27 protein-coding genes and 1 pseudogene are annotated in these 26640 nt (G+C 66.0%); 18 read left to right on the top strand and 10 right to left on the bottom strand.

Annotation, left to right across the window (positions count from 1 at the left end):
- Positions 1-34: 34 nt before the first annotated feature.
- Positions 35-586 carry a pesticin C-terminus-like muramidase gene (locus FFS62_RS10340; RefSeq protein WP_137972731.1) on the bottom strand — a complete coding sequence of 184 codons (552 nt, stop codon included), beginning with the start codon at positions 584-586 and terminating at the stop codon, positions 35-37.
- A gap of 165 nt (positions 587-751) precedes the next feature.
- Here FFS62_RS10340 and FFS62_RS10335 point away from each other — a divergent pair, with 165 nt between their 5' ends.
- From FFS62_RS10335 to FFS62_RS10320, 4 genes are all read left to right on the top strand, one after another.
- Positions 752-1135 (top strand): Mor transcription activator family protein, encoded by a 384-nt coding sequence (locus FFS62_RS10335; protein WP_137972730.1) that lies wholly within the window; start codon positions 752-754, stop codon positions 1133-1135.
- A gap of 80 nt (positions 1136-1215) precedes the next feature.
- A complete protein-coding gene (locus FFS62_RS10330) occupies positions 1216-1881 on the top strand; it encodes a DUF2589 domain-containing protein (protein WP_137972729.1) in 666 nt (221 codons plus the stop codon).
- Positions 1882-1945: 64 nt separating this feature from the next.
- Positions 1946-2521 carry a DUF2589 domain-containing protein gene (locus FFS62_RS10325; protein ID WP_137972728.1) on the top strand — a complete coding sequence of 192 codons (576 nt, stop codon included), beginning with the start codon at positions 1946-1948 and terminating at the stop codon, positions 2519-2521.
- Entirely contained in the window at positions 2522-3055 is a 534-nt protein-coding gene (locus tag FFS62_RS10320) for a hypothetical protein (RefSeq protein ID WP_137972727.1), read from the top strand. It begins immediately after the preceding gene.
- Positions 3056-3063: 8 nt separating this feature from the next.
- Here the strand turns inward: FFS62_RS10320 and FFS62_RS10315 are convergent, their stop codons facing one another.
- Together FFS62_RS10315 and nfuA are read right to left on the bottom strand one after the other, a co-directional pair.
- Positions 3064-3474, bottom strand: coding sequence for a hypothetical protein (locus FFS62_RS10315; protein ID WP_137972726.1), 411 nt, complete (start codon positions 3472-3474; stop codon positions 3064-3066).
- 127 nt (positions 3475-3601) lie between these two features.
- A complete protein-coding gene (nfuA, locus tag FFS62_RS10310) occupies positions 3602-4186 on the bottom strand; it encodes a Fe-S biogenesis protein NfuA (RefSeq protein WP_137972725.1) in 585 nt (194 codons plus the stop codon).
- A gap of 136 nt (positions 4187-4322) precedes the next feature.
- On the opposite strand from nfuA, the gene FFS62_RS10305 reads away from it, so the two are divergent.
- Positions 4323-5273, top strand: coding sequence for an adenosine deaminase (locus FFS62_RS10305; RefSeq protein WP_137972724.1), 951 nt, complete (start codon positions 4323-4325; stop codon positions 5271-5273).
- A 41-nt stretch (positions 5274-5314) separates the two neighbouring features.
- Entirely contained in the window at positions 5315-6103 is a 789-nt protein-coding gene (locus FFS62_RS10300; protein WP_137972723.1) for an outer membrane protein OmpK, read from the top strand.
- A gap of 54 nt (positions 6104-6157) precedes the next feature.
- Here FFS62_RS10300 and FFS62_RS10295 read toward each other — a convergent pair whose 3' ends face one another.
- Positions 6158-8434: a fatty acid cis/trans isomerase gene (locus FFS62_RS10295; protein WP_137972722.1), complete on the bottom strand. Its 2277-nt coding sequence runs from the start codon at positions 8432-8434 to the stop codon at positions 6158-6160.
- Between the two features lie 155 nt (positions 8435-8589).
- Between FFS62_RS10295 and metH the strand changes: the two genes are divergently transcribed.
- The 4 genes from metH to FFS62_RS10275 are packed head-to-tail and all read left to right on the top strand — an operon-like array spanning position 8590 to position 14129.
- The gene (gene metH, locus FFS62_RS10290; RefSeq protein ID WP_137972721.1) at positions 8590-12300 is read left to right on the top strand and encodes a methionine synthase; all 3711 of its coding nucleotides are present in this window, start codon (positions 8590-8592) and stop codon (positions 12298-12300) included.
- A 37-nt stretch (positions 12301-12337) separates the two neighbouring features.
- On the top strand, positions 12338-12901 hold the full coding sequence (pnuC, locus tag FFS62_RS10285) for a nicotinamide riboside transporter PnuC (protein WP_137972720.1): 564 nt from the start codon (positions 12338-12340) through the stop codon (positions 12899-12901).
- On the top strand, positions 12898-13419 hold the full coding sequence (locus FFS62_RS10280; RefSeq protein WP_137972719.1) for an AAA family ATPase: 522 nt from the start codon (positions 12898-12900) through the stop codon (positions 13417-13419). The genes pnuC and FFS62_RS10280 overlap by 4 nt, the downstream gene beginning before the upstream one ends.
- 56 nt (positions 13420-13475) lie before the next feature.
- Positions 13476-14129, top strand: coding sequence for a potassium channel family protein (locus FFS62_RS10275; protein WP_137972718.1), 654 nt, complete (start codon positions 13476-13478; stop codon positions 14127-14129).
- 204 nt (positions 14130-14333) lie between these two features.
- Here FFS62_RS10275 and FFS62_RS10270 read toward each other — a convergent pair whose 3' ends face one another.
- Positions 14334-14879: a hypothetical protein gene (locus tag FFS62_RS10270; RefSeq protein ID WP_137972717.1), complete on the bottom strand. Its 546-nt coding sequence runs from the start codon at positions 14877-14879 to the stop codon at positions 14334-14336.
- A gap of 209 nt (positions 14880-15088) precedes the next feature.
- Here FFS62_RS10270 and osmE point away from each other — a divergent pair, with 209 nt between their 5' ends.
- The gene (osmE, locus tag FFS62_RS10265) at positions 15089-15421 is read left to right on the top strand and encodes an osmotically-inducible lipoprotein OsmE (protein ID WP_137972716.1); all 333 of its coding nucleotides are present in this window, start codon (positions 15089-15091) and stop codon (positions 15419-15421) included.
- Between the two features lie 461 nt (positions 15422-15882).
- Here the strand turns inward: osmE and FFS62_RS10255 are convergent.
- Positions 15883-16219 (bottom strand): annotated as a pseudogene (locus FFS62_RS10255) (DUF1883 domain-containing protein).
- A 104-nt stretch (positions 16220-16323) separates the two neighbouring features.
- Between FFS62_RS10255 and FFS62_RS10250 the strand changes: the two are divergent.
- The 7 genes from FFS62_RS10250 (at position 16324) to FFS62_RS10220 (ending at position 22817) form a co-directional block, all read left to right on the top strand.
- The gene (locus tag FFS62_RS10250) at positions 16324-16800 is read left to right on the top strand and encodes a DUF2846 domain-containing protein (RefSeq protein WP_137972713.1); all 477 of its coding nucleotides are present in this window, start codon (positions 16324-16326) and stop codon (positions 16798-16800) included.
- Positions 16801-16816: 16 nt separating this feature from the next.
- Complete coding sequence (locus FFS62_RS10245) at positions 16817-17419, top strand: DUF1344 domain-containing protein (RefSeq protein ID WP_137972712.1); 603 nt, start codon at positions 16817-16819, stop codon at positions 17417-17419.
- A gap of 28 nt (positions 17420-17447) precedes the next feature.
- Complete coding sequence (locus FFS62_RS10240) at positions 17448-17768, top strand: cupin domain-containing protein (protein WP_137972711.1); 321 nt, start codon at positions 17448-17450, stop codon at positions 17766-17768.
- 48 nt (positions 17769-17816) lie between these two features.
- Positions 17817-18848: an RNA methyltransferase gene (locus tag FFS62_RS10235; RefSeq protein ID WP_137972710.1), complete on the top strand. Its 1032-nt coding sequence runs from the start codon at positions 17817-17819 to the stop codon at positions 18846-18848.
- 34 nt (positions 18849-18882) lie between these two features.
- On the top strand, positions 18883-19809 hold the full coding sequence (locus tag FFS62_RS10230; RefSeq protein WP_218569284.1) for an alpha/beta hydrolase: 927 nt from the start codon (positions 18883-18885) through the stop codon (positions 19807-19809).
- A gap of 66 nt (positions 19810-19875) precedes the next feature.
- Positions 19876-21159, top strand: a complete 1284-nt coding sequence (locus FFS62_RS10225) for a leucine-rich repeat-containing protein kinase family protein (protein WP_137972709.1) — start codon at positions 19876-19878, stop codon at positions 21157-21159.
- A gap of 80 nt (positions 21160-21239) precedes the next feature.
- Positions 21240-22817, top strand: a complete 1578-nt coding sequence (locus tag FFS62_RS10220) for a choice-of-anchor I family protein (RefSeq protein ID WP_178084353.1) — start codon at positions 21240-21242, stop codon at positions 22815-22817.
- A gap of 36 nt (positions 22818-22853) precedes the next feature.
- Here the strand turns inward: FFS62_RS10220 and FFS62_RS10215 are convergent, their stop codons facing one another.
- Genes FFS62_RS10215 through FFS62_RS10200 form a run of 4 tightly spaced genes read right to left on the bottom strand, consistent with a single transcriptional unit; the run spans position 22854 to position 26609 of the window.
- Positions 22854-23930 (bottom strand): polyamine ABC transporter substrate-binding protein, encoded by a 1077-nt coding sequence (locus tag FFS62_RS10215; RefSeq protein WP_137972708.1) that lies wholly within the window; start codon positions 23928-23930, stop codon positions 22854-22856.
- 49 nt (positions 23931-23979) lie between these two features.
- A complete protein-coding gene (locus FFS62_RS10210) occupies positions 23980-24321 on the bottom strand; it encodes a cupin domain-containing protein (RefSeq protein ID WP_137972707.1) in 342 nt (113 codons plus the stop codon).
- A 14-nt stretch (positions 24322-24335) separates the two neighbouring features.
- A complete protein-coding gene (locus tag FFS62_RS10205) occupies positions 24336-25742 on the bottom strand; it encodes an FAD-binding oxidoreductase (RefSeq protein WP_137972706.1) in 1407 nt (468 codons plus the stop codon).
- Positions 25743-25787: 45 nt separating this feature from the next.
- Entirely contained in the window at positions 25788-26609 is an 822-nt protein-coding gene (locus tag FFS62_RS10200; protein WP_137972705.1) for an AraC family transcriptional regulator, read from the bottom strand.
- Positions 26610-26640: the final 31 nt, after the last annotated feature.

Below are 26640 nucleotides of genomic sequence, written 5' to 3'. Positions count from 1 at the left end.
GGGGCGCAGCCGCGGCCGCGCCCCGGAGCTCAACTCACAACAGGCTGCCGAGCAGTTGCGCCTCCTGTTTGCGCCGGGTCGGATAGCGATCGCCGAAGTTGGCCAGATTGGCGCAGGCGGTGGACCAGTCGTGGGCCACCACCTGTCGCCAGAAGTTCGGCGTGCGCGAGGCCAGGTCACCGTACTGGAAGGCCACCGAGGCAATCACCGTCTGCGCGGCGCCTGGCAGCGCGGCGAAATCGCCACCGCCAGCCTTGGTGAAGGCGGCTGACAGGCGGTCGACGAAGGGCAGCTTGAAGGCCTCGTCGATGGCCTCGGCCTCGGCCGCGCTGACCGTCAGTGGCTGGCGCGCAAGGCACGCCGCCGCCTGCTGGCCGATCAGCCCCAGGTAGGGGCTCAGGCGCTGCACCAGCCCGGCCTCCAGGCCCAGTCTCTGCAGATCCGCCAGATGGCGCTGGCCGAGATCGAAACCGGTGGCGATGGTCACTCCACTGCGGCTGTTGGCGGCGTCCGGCACGTAGCCGCGGGTGGCCGGGCCGCCTTCGAGGCGGGCGATGAAACTGAAGTCGATGGCATAGCCGGACATGGTGGTTCTCCTTGGTTGAGGGAACCGCAGTCCATCACCCGCTCCGGCGAAACATCAGCTTGAACAATTTCCTGACCAATCAGGGGACAAATTTCCCCATTAAACCCCAGGCCAGAGCATCCCTAGCATCCTTGTAAGTCCACAAGACCAACAAGGAGCACGACCATGGACGAAAATGACCTCAAGCAGGTCGATGTCAGGCAACTGCCACACTCGCTGCAAGAACTGATCGAATGCGTCGGCCTGGAGAACGCCTACCGGCTGACCTGCTGTTTCGGTGGCCGACCCAAATACATCCCCAAGTACCCCGCCCGCTCGACTCTCACCCTGATCCTTCCCCCGGAAGCCCTTTCCGCCCTGATCCAGCGTTACGCCGGCCTGTCCATCGAAGTGCCCAAGGCCGATCACTTCAGCCGTCAGATCCGCAACCAGCAGATCTTCCAGGAAAGCTGCGATGGCCTCTCGCGCAGCGCCCTGGCCGACAAGTACGGCCTCAGCCTGCGCCAGATCGGCAACATCCGGCGCCAGGAACACGAGACACACCGGTAAGTAGTTCCCACTGAATTCGAGGCCAACGCAGTCATAGCCTGGAATTGCGCATTTCGCGCAAATTATAAGGAGATTGACACATGTCCCAGATAGATACCGGCCTGATCGGCTCAGTTATCAATGCCCTGCCCCTCGACCGGATGATCTCCGGTCCGCTGCAGGCGATGATCACCGCCCAGGTCCAAGCCAGTAAGGCGTACGCCGACTTCCTGATGACCGTGTGTATTCAGGACGGCAAGGCGGTATCCGTACAGTTCGACTATGACGAGACGTTGGTCGATGAGAACGGGGTGTACCAGGGCACGGTGACCAAGAAGATGCGCATCCCGCTGCTGGCGGCCATCAGTCACCCGAACATCACCGTCGAAGAAGGCACCATCGACTTCGAGCTGACCATCAACCAGATGGCCGAGGACACCAGCGAGACCGCCGGTCAGGGCAGCTTCGAGGCCAAGCTGGGCTGGGGCCCGTTCAGCGTCACGGTGAAGGGCTCGGTGAGCCACAAGTCGACCCAGACCCGCAAGACCGACACCCGCGCGCGCTATGCAATCCACACCAAGATCGCGCGCCAGGACCCGCCGGAAGCCCTGATGCGGGTGATCGACTTCCTCACCGACGCGGCGACCAAGCCGGTGATGCTGCCCAACACCCAGGCCGCCAGCAAGGACGCCCTGCCCACCGACGGCCTGGTGCCCGACCCGGCCAAGGCCCAGGCGGACGCCGACGCCAAGAAAGACGGCAAGTAAGCCGCGCAACCGACCCCGCCGCGAGGCGGGGTCACCTCACCCCGCATAAGCAAGGAGCCCCACGATGGCGCTGTTTTCCAAGAAGGAACCCATGACCGCCAGCGACCTGAGCCACATCACCCGTGGCCTGCACCAGGCGGCAGCCGCCACCCACCAGGTGATCGCCCAGCAGTACATCAAGCTGTTCGACCAGTTCTTCGACTACGACCCCAACGACCTGGGCACGCCGATGAAGGCCAAGATGGTCGAGGTGGCCCTGGACGAGGGTCATATCCTCAATATCCCGCTGATCACCCTGGTGGCCCCGCGCGGTCTGGCGCTGGCGGGCATGAAGGTCGATCTGTCGGTGAAGATGCAGGGCACCGAGCTGGAGAAGGCCCGCGACAACCTGCAGAACGGCGAGCTGCAGAGCGAGCGCTTCTTCGTCACCTTCGGCCAGGACAAGCGCAAGGGCCAGCAGCGCGACCCGGACGAGATCGCCATCAGCATGGTGTTCAAGGCCTGCGAACCGCCGGAGGCGGTCAACCGCCTGCTGGAGGAATACACCAACCTGATCAGCCCGATCCGCACCCAGCCCGAACCTGCGGTGATACCGACTCCGGCGCCGGCATCGAGCGGCGGCGAGGCGCCTGCCAGCTGAATGTTCGCCGTGCTGGCTGGCCTGCTGTACGGCCTGACGACCCTGTGCTGGCTGCTGTTCTGGCACCACACCATGCTGGCGCCGGCCTTGCTGCGCCGCTACCCGCTGTTGCGCGCGCCCTGGCTGGGCGGCGCGCTGGTGCAGCTGTTCGGTGCGCTGCTGGCGCTGCAGCACGGCGCATCGCCGGGGCGCGAGTTCGAGGCCGTGCTGTTCGATGCGCTGCATAGTCGGGCGGACCTGGTGCTGTCCGCCGCGGCCAGCATCCTGGTGGTGGCCACGGTGGTCTACGGCGTCAACCAGCAGGCTCCGCCGCAACCCTTTATCCGCCTGATGTCCTTCGCCCTGGTGGCGCTGCTCGGCTTTATGCTGCCGGTGGTGTGGATACCGCCACAGCACGAGGAGTGGATGAGCCTGCTGCGCCATGTGCAGACCGCCTCGTTCAACTGGGGCCTGTTCCTGATGTGCGCCGGTCTGCTCATCCTGCTGCAGGACCTGATCGAGGACAGCGCCGCGGGCGACGAATCGCGGCGCTGATGGATCGCTCAGTCGGAACCCAGGGTCATGTTGCGGTCGCCGCTGCTGGAACTGATACGCCAGCGCTGACCGAGGGCGTAGAACACCCCGAGGCCGCCGAAGAAGGCCATGAACACCCCGCCGGCCAGCAGCACCCAGAGCTCCTTGGTATCCCCCGGGTCCGCCACCGCCTCGTGGATCATCCACAAGCCCATCGCCGACAGGCACAGGCCGACGCCGACACCCAGCACGGTGCGCAGGCGGGTGGCGGCATGGCCGTGATGCTGGTGGATCAGCGCCACCAGCTGCTCCAGATCGTGGGGACCGACGCCGACATCGGCGTCATCCTCGATCTGCACACCGCCGTAGATCAGATGCAGACGCACGGCCTGATCCAGCCAGCCGTGGTCGCTGGTGTGCACGATGATGCTCTTGCCCATGGTGTTGCTCCTTGCAGTATGAGGGAGCACCAGCCTTGCCCGACGCCGCGTGGCACAGCAGCGGGAGCGATTTCCCGGGCAACAAAAAAGGCGCCCGCAGGCGCCTTTTCTCAGCAGCGAGGAACACTCAGTAGTAGGCGTTCTCGCGGTTGCTGTGGTCGGTCACGTCACGCACGCCCTTGAGCTCGGGAATGCGCTCCAGCAGGGTCTTCTCGATGCCTTCCTTGAGGGTGAAGTCGGCCTGACCGCAACCCTGGCAGCCGCCGCCGAAGCGCAGCACGGCGATGCCTTCCTCGACCACGTCGACCAGGCTCACCTGGCCGCCATGGCTGGCAAGGCCCGGATTGATCTCGGTCTGCAGGTAGTAGTTGATGCGCTCGGTGACCGGGCTGTCCTCGTTGACCATCGGCACCTTGGCGTTCGGCGCCTTGATGGTCAGCTGGCCGCCCATGCGGTCGGTGGCATAGTCGACCACGGCGTCTTCCAGGAACGGCTCGCTGACGGCGTCGATCCAGGCGGTGAATTCCTTCAGCGCCAGGGCGGTGTCTTCGGCCTTCTGCTCACCCGGCTTGCAGTAGGCGATGCAGGTTTCCGCGTAGGGCGTGCCGGGCTGGGTGATGAACACACGAATGCCGATGCCGGTGGTGTTCTGCTTCTTCAGCAGATCGGACAGATAATCGTGGGCCGCGTCGGTAATGATGATGGCGCTCATGGCAACTCCTCGCAAAACATGGGGCCAGTGTACGCCAATCGACTGGCAGGGAGAAAGTCCTAGTAATTTAGTAGGAATAATTCCCAGCACCGACTCCGCTAGAATGCACACTCGATTTCCCTGAGTTAGCCCCACCATGACCGACTGGATCACCGCCCTGCCCAAGGCCGAACTGCACCTGCACCTGGAAGGTTCGCTGGAGCCCGAGCTGCTGTTCGCCCTGGCCGAGCGCAACGGGATCGCCCTGCCGTGGGCCGACGTGGACAGCCTGCGCGGCGCCTACGCCTTCAACAACCTGCAGGAGTTCCTCGACCTCTACTACCAGGGCGCCAACGTCCTGCGCACCGAGCAGGACTTCTACGACCTGACCTGGGCCTACCTGCTCAAGTGCAAGGAACAGGGCGTGATCCACACCGAGCCGTTCTTCGACCCGCAGACCCACACCGACCGCGGCATTTCCTTCGAAGTGGTGCTGAGCGGCATCAAGCAGGCGCTGGTCGATGGCGAGAAGCAGCTGGGAGTCACCCACGGCCTGATCCTCAGCTTCCTGCGCCATCTGTCCGAGGAGGAGGCGTTCAAGACCCTGGAACAGGCCATGCCGTTCCGCGACGCCTTCGTCGCCGTCGGCCTGGACAGCTCGGAGATGGGCTTCCCGCCGCGCCTGTTCGAGCGGGTGTTCGCCAAGGCCCGCAGCGAAGGCCTGCTCACCGTCGCCCACGCCGGCGAGGAAGGCCCGCCCGAGTACATCTGGGAGGCGCTGGACCTGCTCAAGATCGAGCGTATCGACCACGGCGTGCGCGCCATCGAGGACGAGCGCCTGATGCAGCGCATCATCGACGAACAGATCCCGCTGACCGTCTGCCCGCTGTCCAATATCAAGCTCTGCGTGTTCGACAACATGGCCCAGCACAACATCCTGGCCATGCTCGAGCGCGGCGTGAAGGTGACGGTGAACTCCGATGACCCGGCCTACTTCGGCGGCTACGTCGGCGAGAACTTCGCCGCCCTGGAGCGCGACCTGGGCATGACCCGCCAGCAGGCCGCCCGTCTGGCCAGCAACAGCCTCGAGGCCAGGCTGGTAAAGTAGCGCGCTTTTTTCGCCTACCCAGTCAAGATTCGGAGTTGCAGATGTCCCGTTTCGCCACCGGCCTGAGCCTGGCCGCCACCCTTCTCAGCGGCCAGGCACTGGCCGCCGACCTGCTGCAATGGCAGGACAACAGCCTGACCTACCTCAACGGCATCGACTTCAAGGTCGACCCGCCCAGGCAGCAGACCCTGACCTTCGAGCACGCCAGCGGCTGGAGCTTCGGTGACCTGTTCATCTTCGTCGACGGTATCAAGTACAACACCGAGGCCACCAACGGCGCCGGCGACGGCCACACGTTCTACGGCGAGATCAGCCCGCGCCTGTCGTTCGGCAAGCTCAGCGGCGCCGACCTGTCGTTCGGCCCGATCAAGGACGTGCTGCTGGCGGCCACCTACGAGTTCGGCGAGGACGATGTCGACTCCTACCTGCTAGGTCCGGCCGTCGACCTGAACGTACCCGGCTTCGACTTCTTCCAGCTCAACACCTACTACCGCGAGACCGACGGCCAGCGCGACGGCAGTGGCGTGTGGCAGATCACCCCGGCCTGGAGCTACACCGTGGCCGTGGGCGACTCCGACCTGGTGATCGACGGCTTCATGGACTGGGTGGTGGACAACGACGACAGCTACCACGCCAACCTGCACTTCAACCCGCAGATCAAGTACGACATGGCCAAGGCCATGGGCTGGGGCAAGCGCTTCTATGTGGGCGTCGAGTACGACTATTGGAGCGACAAGTACGGCATCGACGATGACGGCTATGTCGGCGACGAGATCCTCGGCGGCACCGACCAGAGCGCCATCAGCCTGCTGCTGAAGGGCCACTTCTGAGCATGCGCTCCTGAAACAGAAAGCCCGCCAATCGGCGGGCTTTTTTCATCCGGCTCAGAGGTTCTGGTAGCGGTTCATGTCCAGCACGCCCGCCTCCACCGGCTCGGTCTCCCGGATATAGGCCGAGAGGTCGTGGAAGTAGCGCCAGAACTCGGGGTGGCTGCGGCGAATACCCCAGCGCTGCACCAGCTTGTCGAATGCCGCCGGGTCGCGCGCCTGTTCCAGGGCACCGACGAACTGCGGCACCTCGCTCGCCGGCAGGCTGAACATGAAGTTCGGGTAGCTGGTCAGCACGCCCGGATACACCGTCAGGGTATCCAGCCCCGGCTGGTAGCGCAGGGATTCGCCGGTCATGAAGGCCACGTTGCTGTGCGCTCGGTTGCGCAGCAGGCTGTACACCTCGCGCTTGCCGTCGGCCAGCTCGACCCTTAGCAGAGTCGCTTCGGGCAGCTGGTCGATCACCTTGAGCCCGCCAGCCGGTCGCCCAGGCAGGCGACTCAGGGCCTGCTCGGCATCCTCCAGCTCGGCCGGCAGGCCCGGGCGATGACAGTCGGCAGCCTCGCAGCGGTTGAGCGGGTCGGGCCGCGCATTGAGGTCGGCGTAGCGCGCCAGCAGCGCCTGGGCGAAGGCGCCCTTGGCGCCCTGTTCCGGCAGATTGATGCCGGTGGCGGTGTCCAGATCGGCAGCGGTGTAGTCCAGCCACATCTTCAGCTTGCCGCCGTCCTGGTACCAGTCGTCCAAGTAGACCTGGCGCGACTCCGGCGGCAACAGGCGGAGGAAGTTCAGCTCGGCGCCGTTGCGGATCAGGTCGAAGTACAGGCGGGTCTGCGCCTGGTGGGCGACATTGCCGAACACATCGAAGTTGACCACCAGTTGATAGTAGGTGCGCTCGAACAGCGGGTAGTCCATCAGCCACAGGGTCTGCGGAACCTCGCCGATCAGGCCCTTGCGCACCATGGCGCTGTCATAGTGGCGGTAGATCGAGAGTAAAGCGTTGTCGTTGCCGGCCCAGAGGGTCGACCAGCCCGGCACCGGCGCGTCGGCATAGGCGCCGCGACGCAGGTCTTCGTACTCGTTGCGCTTGTCGCGATAGGCCTTCCACAGGCCGAGCAGGTCGCCGATCTCGTCGAACTGTCCGGGCATGGCCAGCAGCGGCGTGGCCTGGGCGCGGTACTCGGCATCGGTGATGTAAAGGTCGTGCTGCGGGTCCTGGAACAGCGCCCAGAAGTTGTCGCGGATCACGTCGGTGGCGATCTGCCCACGGCACACCGGGCCACGGATGAAGGTGCGCACGAAGTACTCGGCGTTATCCAGCATGAACTGGTAGCGCGCCTGGGGCGGAATCGCGGCGAAGGTCTCGAACGGGTTGGCGCGGCGCTGGGCGCCATAGCCGGGCACGGCGTCCACCGTCCAGTCGCCGGCGTAGAACAGCTCGCGGGTGCGCGCGAGCTTCTTGGCGCTGAGCGGATAGGTGATATGGGTCTTGTGCACGATCACGCCCTGGATCGGCCACAGGCGGTAGTACACCTGGGCGCCCGGGTCCTCGTTGGGCCGGCGGGTGGCGATCGGGTCGATCGGCTGGCCGCTCGGCGTGCGCGAGCGCACCAGCTGGAAGAAATGCCCCGGCTCGCCACCCTCGAAGTACAGATGGGCGAGGAACAGGTGCTCAAACAGCCAGCGGTTGACCAGGCTCTCCCGCGCGCCGGGCGCATTGAGGAAGGCCTCCCACTCGGCCAATTGCTTCTGCTCGGCGGCGGACGGCTGCAGCGCCTGCTCCTCCACCGGCGCGCCTTCCTTCAGCCATTGCCGCAGGGTGCTGTACTCGGCATCGCTGAGCCCAGCGACGGCGAAAGGCATGCCGGCATGGGCGAACTTCTTCGCATAGGCATCGAACTCGCCGGGCAGCGGGCACTGGTTGTCCCGCTCGATGGAAATATCCAGGTCGGCCGGCAGCTTGGCATTGGGCTGCAGCGGATTGCTGCGCCCCAGCTCCAGCATGCGCGCCAGCAGCGCGGCCTGGCCGGCCTGCGGGTCGAGCACCGAATGGAAGCCCTTGTCGCGCCAGGCGGCTTCGCCCTGGGCATCGAAATACAGCCGCGTGCTGGCCTGCGCCTTGGTCCGCCCGCCGTCGTACACCGGCAGCTTGTTGCCCCCCCGCAGCACGCCCTCGCCACTGCCCAGGTTGAGCTGGCACGGCGAGTCGTAGCAGGCGTGGCAGGCCACGCATTTGTTGGTCAGGATCGGCTGGACGTCTCGACTGTAGGAAACCGGCTCGGCAGCGAACAGCGGCGCGCACAGCAGCGCCAACGGGGCGAGAAAACGACGGGGCATGGCAAGGTCCTTATGCAGCGAACGGGCATTGTAAGGCCATGGCAACGAAACGGCCCAATATGAGCCATTTTCATGCAGATCGTGCGGGCGTCTGAGAGCCATGCAGCTTTGCTATCATCCTCGGCCTTTCTACACGTTCAGCCCAGGTAGTCTCCATGTCCGACCGCAGCGCCCGCCTCCAGGCCCTTCAGCAAGCTCTGAAAGAACGCATCCTGATCCTCGACGGCGGCATGGGCACCATGATCCAGAGCTACAAGCTGGAGGAAGCGGATTACCGCGGCACGCGCTTCGCCGACTGGCCGAGCGACGTGAAGGGCAACAACGACCTGCTGCTGCTGAGCAAGCCGGAGGTGATCGCCGAGATCGAGCGCGCCTACCTGGACGCCGGCGCCGATATCCTGGAAACCAACACCTTCAACGCCACCCGCGTATCCCAGGCCGACTACGGCATGGAGGCCCTGGCCTACGAGCTGAACGTGGCCGGCGCCCGCGTCGCCCGCCAGGTGGCGGATGCCAAGACCCTGGAAACCCCGGACCGTCCGCGCTTCGTCGCCGGCGTCCTCGGCCCGACCAGCCGCACCTGCTCGATCTCCCCGGACGTCAACGACCCCGGCTTCCGCAACGTCACCTTCGACGAGCTGGTGGAGAACTACACCGAGGCCACCCGCGGCCTGATCGAGGGCGGCGCCGACCTGATCCTGATCGAGACCATCTTCGACACCCTCAATGCCAAGGCGGCGATCTTCGCCGTGCAGCAGGTGTTCGACGAGGACAACGTCGAGCTGCCGATCATGATCTCCGGCACCATCACCGACGCCTCCGGCCGCACCCTGTCCGGCCAGACCACCGAGGCGTTCTGGAACTCGATGCGGCATGCCCAGCCGATCTCCATCGGCCTGAACTGCGCCCTCGGTGCCAAGGAACTGCGCCCGTACCTGGCCGAGCTGTCGGCCAAGGCCGATACCCACGTCTCGGCCCACCCCAACGCCGGTCTGCCTAATGCCTTCGGCGAGTACGACGAAACCCCGGCGGAGATGGCCGCGGTGGTCGAGGAGTTCGCCGCCAGCGGCCTGCTCAACATCATCGGCGGCTGCTGCGGCACCACCCCGCCGCACATCAAGGCCATTGCCGAGGCGGTCGCCAAATACAAGCCGCGCGTCATTCCGGAGATCGCCAAGGCCTGCCGCCTATCCGGCCTGGAGCCGTTCACCATCGACCGCAACTCGCTGTTCGTAAACGTCGGCGAGCGCACCAACATCACCGGTTCGGCCAAGTTCGCCCGCCTGATCCGCGAGGAGAACTACGCCGAGGCCCTGGAAGTGGCCAAGCAGCAGGTGGAAGCCGGCGCCCAGGTGATCGACATCAACATGGACGAAGGGATGCTCGACTCCCAAGCGGCCATGGTGAAGTTCCTCAATCTCATCGCATCGGAGCCGGACATCTCCCGCGTGCCGATCATGATCGACTCCTCCAAGTGGGAAGTGATCGAGGCCGGCCTCAAATGCATCCAGGGCAAGGGCATCGTCAACTCTATCTCCATGAAGGAAGGCGTCGAGCAGTTCAAGCACCACGCCAAGCTGTGCAAGCGCTACGGCGCCGCCGTGGTGGTGATGGCCTTCGACGAGGTCGGCCAGGCCGATACCGCCGCTCGCAAGAAGGAAATCTGCAAGCGCTCCTACGACATCCTGGTCAACGAAGTGGGCTTCCCACCGGAAGACATCATCTTCGACCCGAACATCTTCGCCGTGGCCACCGGCATCGAGGAACACAACAACTACGCGGTGGACTTCATCGAGGCCTGCGCCTACATCCGTGACGAGCTGCCCTACGCCCTGTCTTCCGGCGGTGTGTCCAACGTGTCCTTCTCGTTCCGCGGCAACAACCCGGTGCGCGAGGCGATCCACTCGGTCTTCCTCTACTACGCGATCCAGAACGGCCTGACCATGGGCATCGTCAACGCCGGCCAGCTGGAGATCTACGACGAGATTCCCAAGGAGCTGCGCGACAAGGTCGAGGACGTGGTGCTCAACCGCCACGAGGGCAGCACCGAAGCGCTGCTGGCCATCGCCGACAACTACCGCGGCGGCGGCGCGGTGAAGGAAGCCGAGGACGAGGAATGGCGCAGCTACCCGGTGGCCAAGCGTCTGGAACACGCACTGGTCAAGGGCATCACCGCCTTCATCGTCGAAGACACCGAGGAGTGCCGCCAGCAGTGCGCGCGCCCCATCGAGGTGATCGAAGGCCCGCTGATGAGCGGCATGAACGTGGTCGGCGACCTGTTCGGCGCCGGCAAGATGTTCCTGCCCCAGGTGGTCAAGTCCGCCCGCGTGATGAAGCAGGCCGTGGCCCACCTGATCCCCTTCATCGAAGCTGAAAAAGGCGACAAGCCGGAGGCCAAGGGCAAGATCCTCATGGCCACCGTGAAGGGCGACGTGCACGACATCGGCAAGAACATCGTCGGCGTGGTGCTCGGCTGCAACGGCTACGACATAGTCGATCTGGGCGTGATGGTGCCGGCAGAGAAGATCCTGCAGACCGCCATCGCCGAGAAGTGCGACATCATCGGCCTGTCCGGCCTGATCACCCCGTCGCTGGACGAGATGGTCCACGTCGCCCGCGAGATGCAGCGTCAGGGCTTCACCCTGCCGCTGATGATCGGTGGCGCCACCACCTCCAAGGCGCACACGGCGGTGAAGATCGAGCCCAAGTACCAGAACGATGCGGTGGTCTACGTCACCGACGCCTCGCGTGCCGTGGGCGTGGCCACCCAGCTGCTGTCCAAGGAGCTCAAGGCCGACTTCGTGCAGAAGACCCGCGACGAGTACGTGGTGGTGCGCGAACGCACTTCCGCCCGCGCCTCGCGCACCGAGCGCCTGCCTTACGCCGAGGCCCTGGCCAACAAGCTGCAGTTCGACTGGGCCGGCTACCAGCCGCCGAAGCCAAGCTTCACCGGCGTGCAGGTGCTCGACGACATCGACCTGCGCGAACTGGCCGAATACATCGACTGGACGCCGTTCTTCATCTCCTGGGACCTGGCCGGCAAGTACCCGCGCATCCTCACCGACGAAGTGGTCGGCGAGGCGGCGACCGCGCTATTCACCGACGCCCAGGCGCTGCTCAACAAGCTGATCGACGAGAAGCTGATCAAGGCCCGCGCCGTGTTCGGCTTCTGGCCGGCCAACCAGGTGCGCCACGACGACATCGAAGTCTACGGCGACGACGGCAAGACCCTGGCCACCCTGCACCACCTGCGCCAGCAGACCATCAAGCCGGACAGCAAGCCGAACCTGTCGCTGGCCGACTTCGTCGCGCCCAAGGAAAGCGGCAAGACCGACTACGTGGGCGGCTTTATCACCACCGCCGGCATCGGCGCCGAGGAAGTGGCCAAGGCCTACCAGGAAGCTGGCGACGACTACAACAGCATCATGGTCAAGGCCCTCGCCGACCGCCTCGCCGAGGCCTGCGCCGAATGGCTGCACCAGCGCGTGCGCAAGCAGTACTGGGGCTACGACGCCGACGAGCAACTGGACAACGAGGCGCTGATCCGCGAGCAGTACGTCGGCATCCGCCCCGCTCCCGGCTACCCGGCCTGCCCGGACCACACCGAGAAGGCCACCCTGTTCAAGCTGCTCGACCCCGAAGCCGACTACAACAAGGCCGGCAAGAGCGGCGTGTTCCTCACCGAGCACTACGCCATGTTCCCGGCGGCCGCCGTCAGCGGCTGGTACTTTGCCCACCCCGAGGCGCAGTACTTTGCCGTCGGCAAGGTCGATCAGGATCAGGTCGAGTGCTACACCAAGCGCAAGGGCCAGGAACTGGCCGTGACCGAACGCTGGCTGGCGCCGAATCTGGGGTACGACAGCTGATCGAACAAGGGGCGCTCAGGCGCCCCTTCTGGTTTTTATGACTCCACTGGAAATCATCGCCTCCGCCCTCGGCATCACCTCCGTCTGGCTCACCGTGCGGCAGAACATGTTGTGTTGGCCCATCGGCCTGGTCATGGTGCTGCTCTACGCCTGGTTCTTCTTCGATGCCCGACTGTATTCCCTGGTACTACTGCACGGCATATTCGCTGCCATGCAGCTGTACGGCTGGTGGCAGTGGCGCCAGGGCGTGGATGACAGCGGCCGACGGCCCGTCAGCGGTACCGGAACCACGGAGGTGGCTATCGGCCTGGGCATGGCGCTGATCGGCGGCCTGCTGCTGGGCCTGGCCATGGATCGCTTCACTGAGGCCGTGTATCCCCAGATGGACGCCCTGCTCACCGCCTTCAGCCTGCTCGCCCAGCTGTGGATGGCGCTAAAGCGCTGGCAGTGCTGGGTGCTATGGATAGTGGTCGATGTGCTCTATGTCGGCTTCTTCGCCTTCCAGGACTACTGGCTGACCGCCGCCCTGTACGGCGTGTTCACCGCCCTGGCCGTGCTCGGCCTGCGCGAATGGCGCACCGCCTGGAAGACCGCCCCATGAAAGTGGTGGTGCTGACCGGCCCCGAATCGAGCGGCAAGACCTTTCTCGCCGAGCGTCTGCAGCAGCGCTTCGGCGGCCTGGTGGTCGGCGAGTACGTGCGCCATTTCATCGAGCAGGAGCAGCGCGATACCTGCCTGGCGGACATCCCCGCCATCGCCCGCGGCCAGCTGACCCGGGAAGACGCGGCGCGCGCCCAGGCGCCGGAACTGCTGATCCTGGATACCCATCTGCTCAGCAATATCCTGTGGAGCCAGACGCTGTTCGGCGACTGCCCGGCCTGGCTGGAGCCGGAGCTGCTGGCCCGCCACTACGACCTGCACCTGTTGCTGTCACCGCAGGGTGTGGAATGGGAAAGCGATGACCAGCGCTGCCAGCCGGACCTGGCCGACCGCCTATGCTTCCACCAAAGCGGCCGCGACTGGCTGCAGCGGCACCAGCGCGCCTGGGTCGATATCGACGGCGACTGGGCTGCGCGCGAGCGCCAGGCCATCGAACAGGTACATCGACTGCTCGGCTGAAGCCCGCCGCCGCGCCGCCTACACTGCCCTTCCACTTTCGAGATCAGCGCTGGATCATGTCGCCCATCAAATACATCCGTCTCCATCCCTCCGCCGGTCTGCTGTTCGTGCAACTGCTCGGCGTGCTGCTGTATCCCTGGATGGAAGACACCCAGATCGGCCGGGCGCTGTTCGGCGCCTTCGGCTTACTGGTATTAGGCATGGCGCTGCATGTGGTCAAGCGCAGCCCGGTGCAGACCTGGGTGGCCGGGCTGCTGGCACTGCTGGTGGTGGGCCTGAATCTGCTCGACATGTTCGCCCCCAGCACGCTGCTGGAGGCGCTGATCGCCATCCTGGAGGCGGCGTTCTACTTCTACGCGGCGGCCAGCCTGATCGCCTACATGAGCGCCGACCTGCACGCCAGCACCGATGAGCTGTACGCGGTCGGCGCCACCTTCACCCTGCTGGCCTGGGCCTTCGCCCACCTGTTCGCCTTCTGCCAGCTGCTGGCGCCGGGCAGCTTCGCCGCGGCCATAGAGCCCGAGGCGGCGCGCACCTGGATGGAGCTGCTGTTCCTCAGCTTCACCACCCTCTCCGGTGTCGGCCTGGGCGACATCATCCCGCTCACCCCGGTGGCCCGCTCGTTGGTGATGATCGAAGAGTTCGCCGGGGTCATGTACCTGGCGCTGGTGGTGTCGCGGCTTATTGCCATGACCGTGGCCAAGCGCTGAGAACCTGTCTAGGAGCTCTTGATCGTCGGCCATGCTGCGTTGAAATAGGGCTCGGACTGCTCATTTACAACTCGTAAACTCCGCGTCCTCGCCCCATTTCGCCTTGCCTGGCTCTAGCTCAAAAGCTCCTAAACAGGTTCTAAGACTTCAATTCAGAAATCAAAAAGCCCGCTGATGCGGGCTTTTTCATGCGTGCGGATGGAGCTACTTCTTGACCTCGAAATCGCGGCCCCACAGGCGAATCGACTTCACTTCCGCGCTCGGCCCCTCGAAGACGAACTTCTGCCGCACACCGGTCGACGCCGGGATGGTCACATCGTCCGGGTTGAGCAGCCCCGGCAGCGGCGCGCTGGAATAGCCTTCCTGGTCGATGGCCAGCAAGGCGCCGGTCTGGCGCAGGTTGATCAGGCGCAGCGGCTTGTCGGTGGTGTTCTTGAAGCCCAGCAATGCGCTCAGGTTGCCGTCTTCGACGGTCTCGATCTTGAGCAACTGCACGCTGACCTGGCCATCGAGCTGCTCCAGGTTGGACACGACGATAGAGCCATCGGCGCCCTGGGCATCCACCCGGCCTTCGGTGACGCCGTCGGACACACCGCCCAGCAGGTTCTTGCCGGCGGTGATCGCCGTTGACACGGCCGCCTTGGCGGAATCCTTGATGGTGCTCGTCTCGCTTGCCGCTTCATCGGCGAAGACAGTCGGCGTGCCCAGCGCGAACGTCAGGGCGAGGGCCAGCGGGGAAATCCTGTTCATGGTCGTACTCCTGTAATGACGACGGCTGAAAAGAGCCACAGATTGCTCGCCGGCCGCCAAAAAAGCGAGTCGGCAAGCAAGGAATTGCCGGCTGGCTAACGATTCCTGCCCCGCCGCGACAGGTGCACGGCGAGAAAACTCGAACTCCGCGCCGACGGCTTCGCTCCAAGTAGCAGGAGCCAGTCCGGCTCGCACGACGGAGTGACAACATGTACAAGCACACTTTGGCGATACTGGGCCTGGCCGCCGCGGCAACCGGCTGCTCGACCATGGAGAACCCGGCGGACTACGCGACCTACCGCCACGAACCCCTGGTGCAGGACGTCCGCGACGGCATGACCAAGGACGAGGTACTGACCATCGGCGGGCCACCCTCCACCGAGGTGCAGAACACCGTCACCGCCGGCACCTGCAACAACTACATCCTCAATGTCGACGGCAAGGAGCAGCCCTACTACGTGACCTTCACCAGCGAAGGCCGGGTCGAGGGCAAGGGCTTCATGACCTGCGAGCAGCACCAGAACAACAAGCGCCGCCTCTGAGATTGCAACAAAAAAAGACCCGCTGCCAGGCAGCGGGTCTTTTGCATGGGGCTTACAACAACAGCTGGAACAGGCCGATCACCACGATCAGGCCGATGATGAAGATGATGCCTACGGTCCCGCCTAGAAACTTCAACATGCTGGGCTCCTTATTTCCGGGTTCACAGTCTGTGACCCCGATAGCCGCCGCAACGTTTCCCCTGATTGCCTCGCCGCGCATTCGCCTTTCACGACTCGTTGGCTGGATCGCCGCCAGCTGCTGGCGGCGCTGAACCCACCGCCGCCGGTGGGCGACAGCCCGCAGCACATCGGCACCGTCTGGGCATCGTTCTGTTCCCCCGAGCCTGCTCAGGCATCGACCGCCCGATCCATATCGCCGACCAGGCCATGTGCGCGGCCAGACGCAGCGGCGACGATCAGTAGCGCCTGGGCCAGGCGCTGCCGCTACACGTCCGAGTGAATCAGGCGCCGGAGCGGCGCACGAACTTGATCGAGTATTCCATCTGCGGCTTGCGCGTCACGCTGATGGCGCGGCGGGTGACGGTATCCAGGGTGATGTTCCAGAAGCCGCTGCTGGGCACCGTGATCCGCGCCGGGAACTTGTCAAAGGCGCCGCCGTGATAGGTATGACGGCCGCCATTGCGGTAGCTGCGGAAGTTGGCGTCGTTCATCAGACGGATATTGCAGGGCTGCGAGCAGAGAATCACGACGATGTCGTCTTCGTTGAGCTGCTCGCGCTGGTGGATGAATTTCATGCGTCGTGGTCCTGAGGGGTGAAGCGGAGCGCGACGATACCATGGGCCCGCGCCGCAAGCAGGTTCCGGCGATGGAACGTCGCCACCCGCAATCAAGCGAAGCGCTGCTACGCTGGGTTGAGCCAAATCGTCCCATCAGGAGTGCTCATGCGTCTACCGGCCCTCATGCTCGCGCTGTTCACGCTCGCCGGCTGCGCCGGCCCTGGCTACTTCGAGGCGGTGCCGCCAAGCAGCCCGGAGCAGGCCGTGGTCTACCTGTATCGCCCCGAGGCGGACAATCCAGGCCGGCAACCGCTGCGTTTCTCCTACCCGGACGTGCTGATCGACGAGCAGAGCGTCGGTACCCTGCAATTCAATTCCTACCGTCGCGTCGAACTGGCGCCGGGCCGCCACAGCCTGCGCATCACCGGCCTCACCCGCCAGGCCAAGTGGGAGCCGCGCGACATCAAGCAGAACTTCTCGGTCGCCCCGGGCGAGGTCAAGTACCTCAAGCTCGATGTGCGCTTCAATCTGAGCGAGATGACCCTGGGCACTCCCGGCCCCAGCTACCTGATCCACATGCGCCCGGTGCGCGCCGACGACGCCGTCTACGAGATCCGCAATACCCAACCGCAAACCCCATGAGGCAAGGAGCTACCCCATGAGCACCAAGCACTTTCTCGCCCTGTCGCTGACTGCGGCGCTGATCGGCGGCTGCCAGAGCAACGGCAACGACGAGCTGAACACCGAATACGACCGCACCGAGTCCTATACCGAGGGCGTGCCCGGCGGCGCGGTCACCGAAACCGACGAGATGCAGGCCAGCGTCACCGCCATCGACCCGGCCAAGCGCAGCTTCACCCTGCGGGATGACGACGGCAACAGCCGCACCTTCCAGGCACCGCCGGAGATGCACAACTTCGACCAGCTCAAGGTCGGTGACCGGGTCCGCGCCGTGGTCGGCCTGGAGCGCATCGTCTACCTGCGCCAGCCGGGCGAGGTAGCAACGGACGGCGCCGCCGGGATCGCAGCGACCGCGCCGCTGGGCGGCAAGCCAGGCATGCTGGTGGCCGACACCATCGAGATCACCGCGCTGGTCAAGGGCATGGACACCACCCTGCGCACCGCCACCCTGCAGTTGCCCGACGGCAGCGAGCGCACCATCAAGGTCCGCCCGGACGTCGACATGAAGACAGAGTACCTCGGCCGCCAGGTGGTGCTGCGCATGACCTCGGCCTTCGCCATCAGCGTCACGCCGCAGTAACGGCCAGCGCGACGCACGAGGAAAGCCCATGCCACCCAGAGTGACCGGTCTGCTGCAGGCCCCCGACGGCAAGCCAGGGGAAGAGCAGTTCATTCCCCTGCTGCAGACCGGGCAACTGCGCCTGGAGCAGATCGTCTCGCGCGGCCAGGCCAGCCCTGCGGACTTCTGGTACGACCAGCCAAACCCTGAATGGGTAGCGCTGCTCGCCGGCAGCGCCACCCTGGAGTTCGATGACGGCCGCCTGCCACTGGCGGCCGGCGACTCCCTGCTGATCCCCGCCCACTGCCGGCACCGGGTCGCCGAGTGCTCGCAGGACGCTATCTGGCTGGCCCTGCACTTCCAGGCCTGACCGGCAGCCCTACGCCGTGTCGACGGCCAGTGATAGCATGCGCGCCCCATGCGAATCTCCGACATCCACCAGCGCCTCGCCGACCTCGGCGCCCTGCCCGCCCATAGCGGCCGGGTGATACGCGCCTGGCTGCAGGGCAAGCCGCTGGACACCGGCACCAAGCGCCAACACACCGAGCACTTCCTGCCGCTGTCCGTGCGCAACGGCCTGCCGCAGCTGAGCGAGGAACTGGAGGGCCTGGCCCGGGTCCGCTCCGAGCACCCGGCCGCCGACGGCTCGGTGCGCCTGCTGGTGGAACTGGGCGACGGGCAGATGGTGGAGAGCGTGCTGCTGCCACGCGGAGGCCTGTGCGTGTCCACCCAGGTCGGTTGCGCCGTCGGCTGCCTGTTCTGCATGACCGGCAAGAGTGGCCTGCTGCGCCAGGTCAGCAGCGCCGAGATCGCCGCCCAGGTGGCCCTGGCGCGACGCTATCGGCCGGTGAAGAAAGCGGTGTTCATGGGCATGGGCGAGCCGGCGCACAACCTCGACAACGTGCTGGAAGCCATCGACCTGCTCGGCACCGAGGGCGGCATCGGCCACAAGAACCTGGTGTTCTCCACCGTCGGCGACCCACGGGTGTTCGAGCGCCTGCCGCAGCAGCGGGTCAGGCCGGCACTAGCCCTGTCGCTGCACACTACCGACGCCGCCCTGCGCGAGCGCCTGCTGCCCAAGGCACCGAGGATCACTCCCGAGGAATTGATGACCCTCGGCGAAACCTACGCCCGCCAGGTTGGCTACCCGATCCAGTACCAGTGGACCCTGCTCAAGGGCATCAACGACAGCCAGGAGGAGATGGACGCCATCCTGCGCCTGTTCAAGGGCAAGTACGCGGTGCTCAACCTGATCCCCTACAACAGCCTGGAGATGGACGAATACCAGCGCCCGGACGGCGAGCGCATCGTGCAGATGGTGCGCTACCTGCACAGCCGCGGCGTGCTGACCAAGGTACGCAACAGTGCAGGGCAGGACATCGACGGCGGCTGCGGCCAGCTACGCGCCCGCGCCAATGATCAGATCCCGCTCAAAAACCTGCAGCACTGACTCGACTACTCTCAGCCGCCGTGGCTGCGTTAGCATGCCCCATCCCTTCACAGACACCATTGCCATGCTTCGGATGATCTCGATTGTCGTGATGCTCTTGCTCGGCGTACTTGCGTCAGTACAAGCCGGCACCCTGCGCGAGCGCCTGCAGGAGCGCCGCGCAGAGCAAGCACAACGACAAACTAGCGCGCAGCTTCCCAGCGGCAGTCGAGTGCTGCGGGAGCAGCACTATGGCAACCACCCACTGCAACGCTTTGACCTGTATCTGCCACCAGCAGCCGAAAATGCCCCGATCATTTTCATGGTGCATGGTGGCGGCTGGCATACCGGTGACAAGTCCATGAGCTCGGTGGTCGACAACAAGGCAGCGCACTGGCTTCGCAAAGGCTATGTATTCGTGTCCAGCAACTACCAGCTGATTCCCGAGACAGGCCCGCTGTTGCAGGCAGACGATGTCGCTCTGGCGTTCACCACCGTGCAACAGCAGGCTCGAAGCTGGGGCGGCGACCCAACGCGTATGGTACTGATGGGGCATTCCGCCGGTGCACACCTTGTCAGCCTGCTGGCCAGCGACAGCCGCCGTGCCCCTAATGCAAAACCTCTGTGGCTGGGCACCGTTGCCTTGGACAGCGCGGCATTCGACATCAGCCCAATCATGCTGCAGCGCCATTACGCGCTGTATGACAAGGCCTTTGGCAGCGATCCCGAACTGTGGCGCGCCGCCTCGCCGCTACAGGTACTGCAGCCTGGCGCTCGGCCCCTGCTAGCGGTTTGCTCCAGTCGTCGCGAAGAAGCATGCCCCCAAGCCGAGGCCTTTGCCGCCAAAGCCGCAGGCCTCGGGGTTAAAGTCGGCGTACTGCGTAAAGACCTTTCCCACCGCCAGATCAATCAGCTGCTTGGCAGCGACAACACCTACACCGCAGAGGTCGATGCCTTTCTCACCCAACTGGGCCTGCCGTGAACCAAGGCCGGCGCAATAGGCGCGAAGTGCCGCTATCCTTGCGCCCCTCATCACTACCCCGATCCCATGCATAGCCTCGAACAACTACGCCGCGGCGAACTGGCCGGCATCAGCCGCCTGGACCTGGCCGCCGACCTCGATGAATTCCCCCGCGAGATCTTCGACCTGGCCGACAGCCTGGAGGTGCTCAATCTCAGCGGCAATCGCCTGACCGACCTGCCCCACGACCTGAAGCGGCTGCACAAGCTCAAGGTACTGTTCTGCTCGGGCAACCCCTTCGAAACCCTGCCGGAAGCGCTTGGCGACTGCCCGCAGCTGGAGATGGTCGGCTTCAAGGCAAACCGCATCCAGCACCTGCCGGCCGCCGCGCTGCCAGAGCAGCTGCGCTGGCTGATCCTCACCGACAACCGCATCGAGAACCTGCCGAGCGAACTGGGCGAGCGCCCGCGCCTGCAGAAGCTGATGCTCGCCGGCAATCACCTCAGCGCACTGCCGCAGAGCATGGCCCAGCTGCACCAGCTGGAGCTGCTGCGTATCGCCGCCAACCGCCTGGAGACCGTGCCCGACTGGCTGCTGCAGCTGCCGCGTCTGACCTGGCTGGCCTTCGCCGGCAATCCGGGCAGCGACCGCGCCGAGGCGGAGGCCCTCGCCAGCCACCCGCAGGCGCCCATCGCCCGCGAGCAACTGGTAGTGGGCGAACTGCTCGGCCAGGGTGCCAGCGGCCTGATCCACCGCGCCCATTGGAGCGGCCGCGAGGTAGCGGTGAAGCTGTTCAAGGGCCAGATGACCAGCGACGGCCTGCCCCACAGCGAGATGGCCGCCTGCCTGTCCGCCGGCCACCATCCGCAGCTGCTGCCGGTGATAGGTCCGCTGCAGCCGCAAGCCGGGCAACCCGATGGCCTGCTGCTGGAGCTGCTGGAGCCGCGCTTCCGCGTGCTGGCCGGGCCACCCTCTTTGGCCAGCTGCACCCGCGACTGCTACGGGCCCGAACAGCGCTTCACCGCCGAGCAGGTGCAGGCCCTGGCGCGCGGCGTGGCCGGCGCTCTGGCGCACCTGCACGGGCGCGGCATCCTGCACGGCGACCTGTACGGGCACAACCTGCTGGTCGATGGCCATGAGTGCCGCCTCAGCGACTTCGGCGCCGCCTCCTTCTTCACCCCGGGCAGCGCACAGGGAGCGGCCCTGCAACGTCTGGAGAGCCGCGCCTTCGGCATCCTGCTGGAGGAACTGCTGCAACGCTGCGACGCGCCGCCGGCGGACCTGCAGGCACTGGCCACAGTCTGCCAGCAGGCCGATAGCGCGCAGCGGCCGGACTTCGCCGAGCTGTACGCGACGCTCGACGGGCTGTAACGGCGACGTCATCCGGCGGTCACCGCATCGCCATATGCGCCTGTCAGGCTGGCGGCTTTACCTCAGCCAAGGACAGCTCCATGCGCCTGACCCGCCTCGCCACCGCCCTCGCCCTGACCGGCCTGTTCAGCACCCCGCTGCTGGCCGCCGCCCAACCCGCCAACCTCGCCTTCAGCGCCCTCGGCACCTACCGCAGCGGCCTGTTCGAGCAGGGCGCCGCCGAGATAGTCGCCCATGACTCGCGCAGCCAGCGCCTGTTCGTGGTCAACGCTGCCAGCCGCAAGATCGACGTACTGGACATCCGCACACCGAGCCAGCCGACGCTGCTGTTCAGCATCGACCTGTCCGCCTACGGCAGCTCGGTCAACAGCGTCGCCGTGCACCGGGGCCTGGTCGCCGCCGCCGTGGAGGCCACGGTGAAGATCAACCCGGGCAAGGTCGTGCTGCTCGACGCCGATGGTCAGGTCAAGGCCGCGGTGACGGTCGGCGCACTGCCGGACATGCTTACCTTCAGCGCGGACGGCCGGCGCCTGCTGGTAGCCAACGAGGGCGAACCGAGTGACGACTACCTGACCGATCCCGAGGGCTCGGTGAGCATCATCGACCTGCCGCCGCGCCTGGAGCGCCTGAGCCAGCGCCAGGTACGCACCGCGCATTTTCGCAACCTGAAGCGCGAGGACCTGGATCCATCGATCCGCGTGTTCGGCCCCAACGCCAGCGTGGCCCAGGACTTCGAGCCGGAGTACATCACCCTGAGCCACGACGGCCGCCGTGCCTGGGTGACCCTGCAGGAGAACAACGCCATCGCCGAGATCGACGTGCCGGCCGCCCGCGTGCAGGCCGTGCACGGCCTGGGCTACAAGGACCACGGCCTGCTCGGCAACGAGCTGGATGCCAGTGACAAGGACGGCCAGGTGAACATCCGCAACTGGCCGGTACGCGGCCTGTACCAACCGGACTCCATCGCCAGCTTCCGCCAGCATGGCCGGACCTATCTGGTCACCGCCAACGAGGGCGACGCCCGCGCCTATTCCGGCTACGCCGAGGAAGTGCGGGTCGGCAGCTCCGGCTATCTGCTGGACCCGCTCAAGTTCCCCGATGCCGCCAGTCTCAAGCAGAACGCCAACCTCGGTCGCCTGACCGTGAGCAAGGCCAGCGGACTCAACCCGCAGACCGGCACCTATGAGGCCATCTACGCCTTCGGCGCGCGTTCCTTCTCGGTGTGGAGCAGCGACGGCCGCCAGGCCTACGACAGCGGCGCCGACTTCGAGAAGATCAGCGCCGAGCGCATGCCGGCGCTGTTCAACAGCAACCACAAGGAAAACACCCCGGACGGCCGCAGCGACGACAAGGGCCCGGAACCGGAAGGCGTGACCGTGGCCAGGCTGTGGGGCAAGCCCTATGCCTTCGTCGGCCTGGAGCGCCTGAGCGGCGTGATGGTCTACGACCTGAGCCGGCCGCAGGCGCCGCGCTTCGTCGAACTGGTCAGCAACCGCAACGCCGCGGTGCAGCCGCCGGCTGCCGAGGCCGGCGACCTGGGGCCGGAAGGCGTGCTGGTGATAGACGCGGCGCACAGCCCGATCCCGGGCGTGCCGCTGCTGGTGGTGGGCAACGAGGTCAGCGGCAGCACCACCCTGTACCGTATCGACCGCCGCTGAACGCAGGCCCCGGGCGCTCGCCCGGGGCCTCTCGCTTCAGGTACCGCTCTTGACCTTGCTCCAGATGCGCGTGCGCACCCGGTCGATCTTCAGCGGCATGGCCTCCAGGGCGTACAGCTTGCTCATCACTTCCTGCGGCGGGTAGACCTTGTTGTCGGCCTTCAGCGCCGGGTTGACCAGGCCGTCGGCCTTGGCGTTGCCGTTGGCGTAGTGCACGTGGTTGCTGATGGCGGCCATCACCTCGGGTTGCAGCAGGTAGTTCATGAAGGCGTAACCGGCGGCCTCATTGGGCGCATCGGCCGGCATGGTGACCATGTCGAACCACATCGGCGCGCCCTCCTTGGGAATCACGTACTCGATCTTCACCCCGTTGCCCGCCTCGGCGGCGCGGCTGGCGGCCTGCATGATGTCGCCGGAGAAGCCGATGGCCACGCAGATGTCGCCGTTGGCCAGGTCGCCGACGTACTTGGAGGAATGGAAGTAGCGCACGTTGCCGCGCATCTGCATCAGCAGCGCCTCGGCCTTCTTGTAGTCGTCGAGGTTCTGGCTGTGGTGCGGTAGGCCCAGCTGATGCAGGGCGATCGGCAGCATCTCCGGGCCGTTGTCGAGGATGGCCACGCCGCACTGGGCCAGCTTGGCGAGTTGCTCGGGCTTGAAGATCAGGTCCCAGGAATCCACCGCCACACCCTCGCCGAGCACGGCCCTGACCTTGTCGACGTTGTAGCCGATGCCGGTGGTACCCCACAGGTAAGGGAAGCCATGCTGGTTGCCCGGGTCGTTGGTCTCCAGAGCCTTCATCAGCACCGGGTTGAGGTTGCTCCAGCCGGGCAGCTTGCTGCGATCCAGCGGCTTGAGTGCGCCGCCCTGGATCTGCCGGGCCATGAAGTGGTTGGAGGGGAACACCACGTCGTAGCCGGAGCGCCCGGCCATCAGCTTGGCGTCGAGGGTCTCGTTGCTGTCGTAGACGTCGTAGTGGGCGGCCTGGCCGCTGGCCTTCTCGAAGTTCTTCAGGGTGTCCGGGGCGATGTAGTCGGTCCAGTTGTAGATGCGCACGCCATCGGCGGCCTGGCTGGCCGATGCGATCAGCATCAGCGAGAGGATCTTCTTCAGCATGGGTTACCTCGTTGATTGTTCTTGTTAGGCAGTGGCTCGGGTACGCCGATCAGAAGATCAGCACGAAGGTCTTGCGCACGGTTTCTTGTATGTCCCACACGCCGGTGGTGTTGGCCGGCATCATCAGCGCGTCTCCGGCGCGGATCTCGATCGGCTCGCCGCCGTCCGGGGTGAAGGTGCAGCGCCCGGCGATGAAGTGGCAGAACTCCTGCTGCACGATCTGCCGACGCCAGCGGCCCGGGCTGCACTCCCATACGCCGGCCTCGACGCCGTCGGCGCGCTCGATGCTGTGGGTGCGGGTCACCGCGTGGGGCTCGCCCAGCGGCACGGCCACCGGATTGACCTCGTCCAGGGCCAGCTCGGCAGTGTTCTTGAAGTGATCGATGCTCATCGGGTTCTCCGCAGTCATTTCATGAAACCTTCCATAAAGCCCGCCACACCCTGGGCCAGACGGCGGCGCCAGGGGGCGCTGTGGGGGTCGGCCAGCACCCGGTCCTCATGCACGAAGCTGCGGATGATGGCGTTGTAGCCGAGCCAGCGCAGCGGCTCGGGCTCCCAGCCGGGCAGGCGCTCCAGGCCGGAGTCGCCGTACACCCAGGGTTGGCGGGTCAATTCGTTGTCCTGGCCGAGGATCAGCGCGGCCAGGGTGCGGCCGCCCAGATTGCTGGCGCCGACGCCCTCGCCGCCGTAGCCGCCGGACAGGGCGATGCCGTTGCGCGTATCGCGCAGCATGTGCGGGTGGAAGCGCCGGGCCATGCCCAGGTTGCCGCCCCAGGCATGGGTCAGGCGCACGTCGCGCAGCTGCGGGAACAGCTCGCCGAACAGGTAGCGGCGCAGCTCGCGCTCGTCCTCGGTCAGGTTGAAATCGCTGCGCAGCTGGCCGCCGAAGCGATAGCCGCCACGGGCGCCGAATACCAGGCGGTCGTCGGCACTGCGCTGGCCGTAGGTGACCTGGCGACTGGCCTCGCTGAAGGCCTGGCCGCGCTCCAGGCCGATCTCGGCCCAGGTGGCCGCCGGCAATGGCTCGGTGGCGACGATCAGGCTCTGCACCGGCAACTGATGGTGGCCCAGCGGCGGCAGGCTGGCGGCGTAGCCTTCCACGGCCGGCACCACCCAGTCGGCGCTGACGCTGCCGCTGGCGGTACGCACTAAGCCGCGCTGCCAGCCGGTCACCCGGCTCTGCTCGTAGAGCTCGACACCCATGGCCTCGACGCAACGCGCCAGCCCGCGCACCAGCTTGGCCGGCTGGATGGTGGCGCAGTGCGGGCTGTACAGCGCGCCATAGGGGTTGGCCACGCGCAGCTGCTCGGCCAGCTCGACCGGCTCCAGCCAGCGATAGTCGTCCTCGCCCAGGACGAGGCCGCGCAGGTGCTGCAGATGCTCCTGCAAACCGCTCAGCTGTTCGGGATAGCGCGCCGCGCAATACAGTACGCCGCCCTTGCGCAGATCGCAGGCGATACCTTCACGTTCGGTGACGCTCGCCACTTCATCGGGAATGCCGTGCAGCAGCTCGAAGGCCTCGCGCCGCTCCTCGGCCGGCAGGCCGGCGAGCAGACGGTCCTCGCCGAGGATATTGCCCATCAGCCAGCCGCCATTGCGTCCGGAGGCGCCGAAACCGGCCGTCTCGGCCTCGAGCACGACAATACGCAGCTGTGGCGCCTGGCGCTTGAGGTAGTAGGAGGTCCACAGCCCGGTGTACCCGGCACCGACTATCACCACGTCGGCGCGCAGGTCGGCCTGCAGGCTCGGCCGCGGCGTCAGCGGCTCGTCGAGCTGGTCCATCCAAAGGCTGATACTGCGCCACGAGGTCATCGGGGTCTCCGTCGTCGATTGATCGGCAGAGACTAGTGAGGTGACTCAGGGCTTGTCTTGCGTGCGGGCCCGCGAGGAAATTTGCTTGAGGTAGGCCTTGGGCGTCATGCCCATGCGCTCACGGAAGCACTTGTAGAAGGCCGACAGCGAGTTGAAGCCGGCGGCGAAGGCCAGCTCGTCCACCCGCCCCGGATCGCTGCCCGCCGCCAGGCCGTCGAGCAGATGCTGCAGGCGCGCCTGGTTGACGTAGCGGTAGAAGCTCTGGCCCAGCACCTGGTTGAGCAGATGGGAAATCTGGTTGCGGCTGTAGCCGGTGGCAGCGGCCACCTGCTGCAGGTCCAGCTCCGGATCGAGGAACGGCCGGTGCTTGTGGAAGTAGTCCTGCAGGTCCTGCGCCAGCAGGCTCAGTTGGCGTGCGGACAGGCCCAGGCGACTGGTGGCCGGGCGCGAACTGCCGCCCTCGCCGCCCGAGCGCGCCTCGTGCACCAGCGTGGCGTACTCGTTGATCCGCCAGATCAGCCCGTCACGCACGGTGATCGCCTCGCCGGTACGGAACGACGCCAGGCGCTCGCCGCCCTGCAGGGCGAAGCGATACTGGATGAACGCCGTGTGGCCGTCGATGCGGATGCGGTCGACATGCTCCAGCAGCTCGCCGGGGCGCCGCGGCAGGTTGTTCTCGACGTACTCGCGCAGGTCGGCCAGGTGCATGGTGCGCTGCTGGAAGAAGTCGTTGTACTCGATGTCCGGGTGATACAGCGCCATCACCGCGTCCAGGTCGCGATGCTTCCAGCTCAGGTGGTAGCGCAGGATGGTCTCGCGGGTACGCTCGGTCTGCGCGGCGTCGTCGGGGAAGTCGCTGGCGTGCATGGGGCAATCGGTCGAAATGATGCTGCAGCTT

The sequence above is a fragment of the Pseudomonas sp. F(2018) genome (assembly GCF_005508865.1).
Lineage (GTDB): Bacteria > Pseudomonadota > Gammaproteobacteria > Pseudomonadales > Pseudomonadaceae > Aquipseudomonas.
Note: the sequence above shows the minus strand (reverse complement) of the source record. Positions and strands in the feature narration are given on the sequence as shown.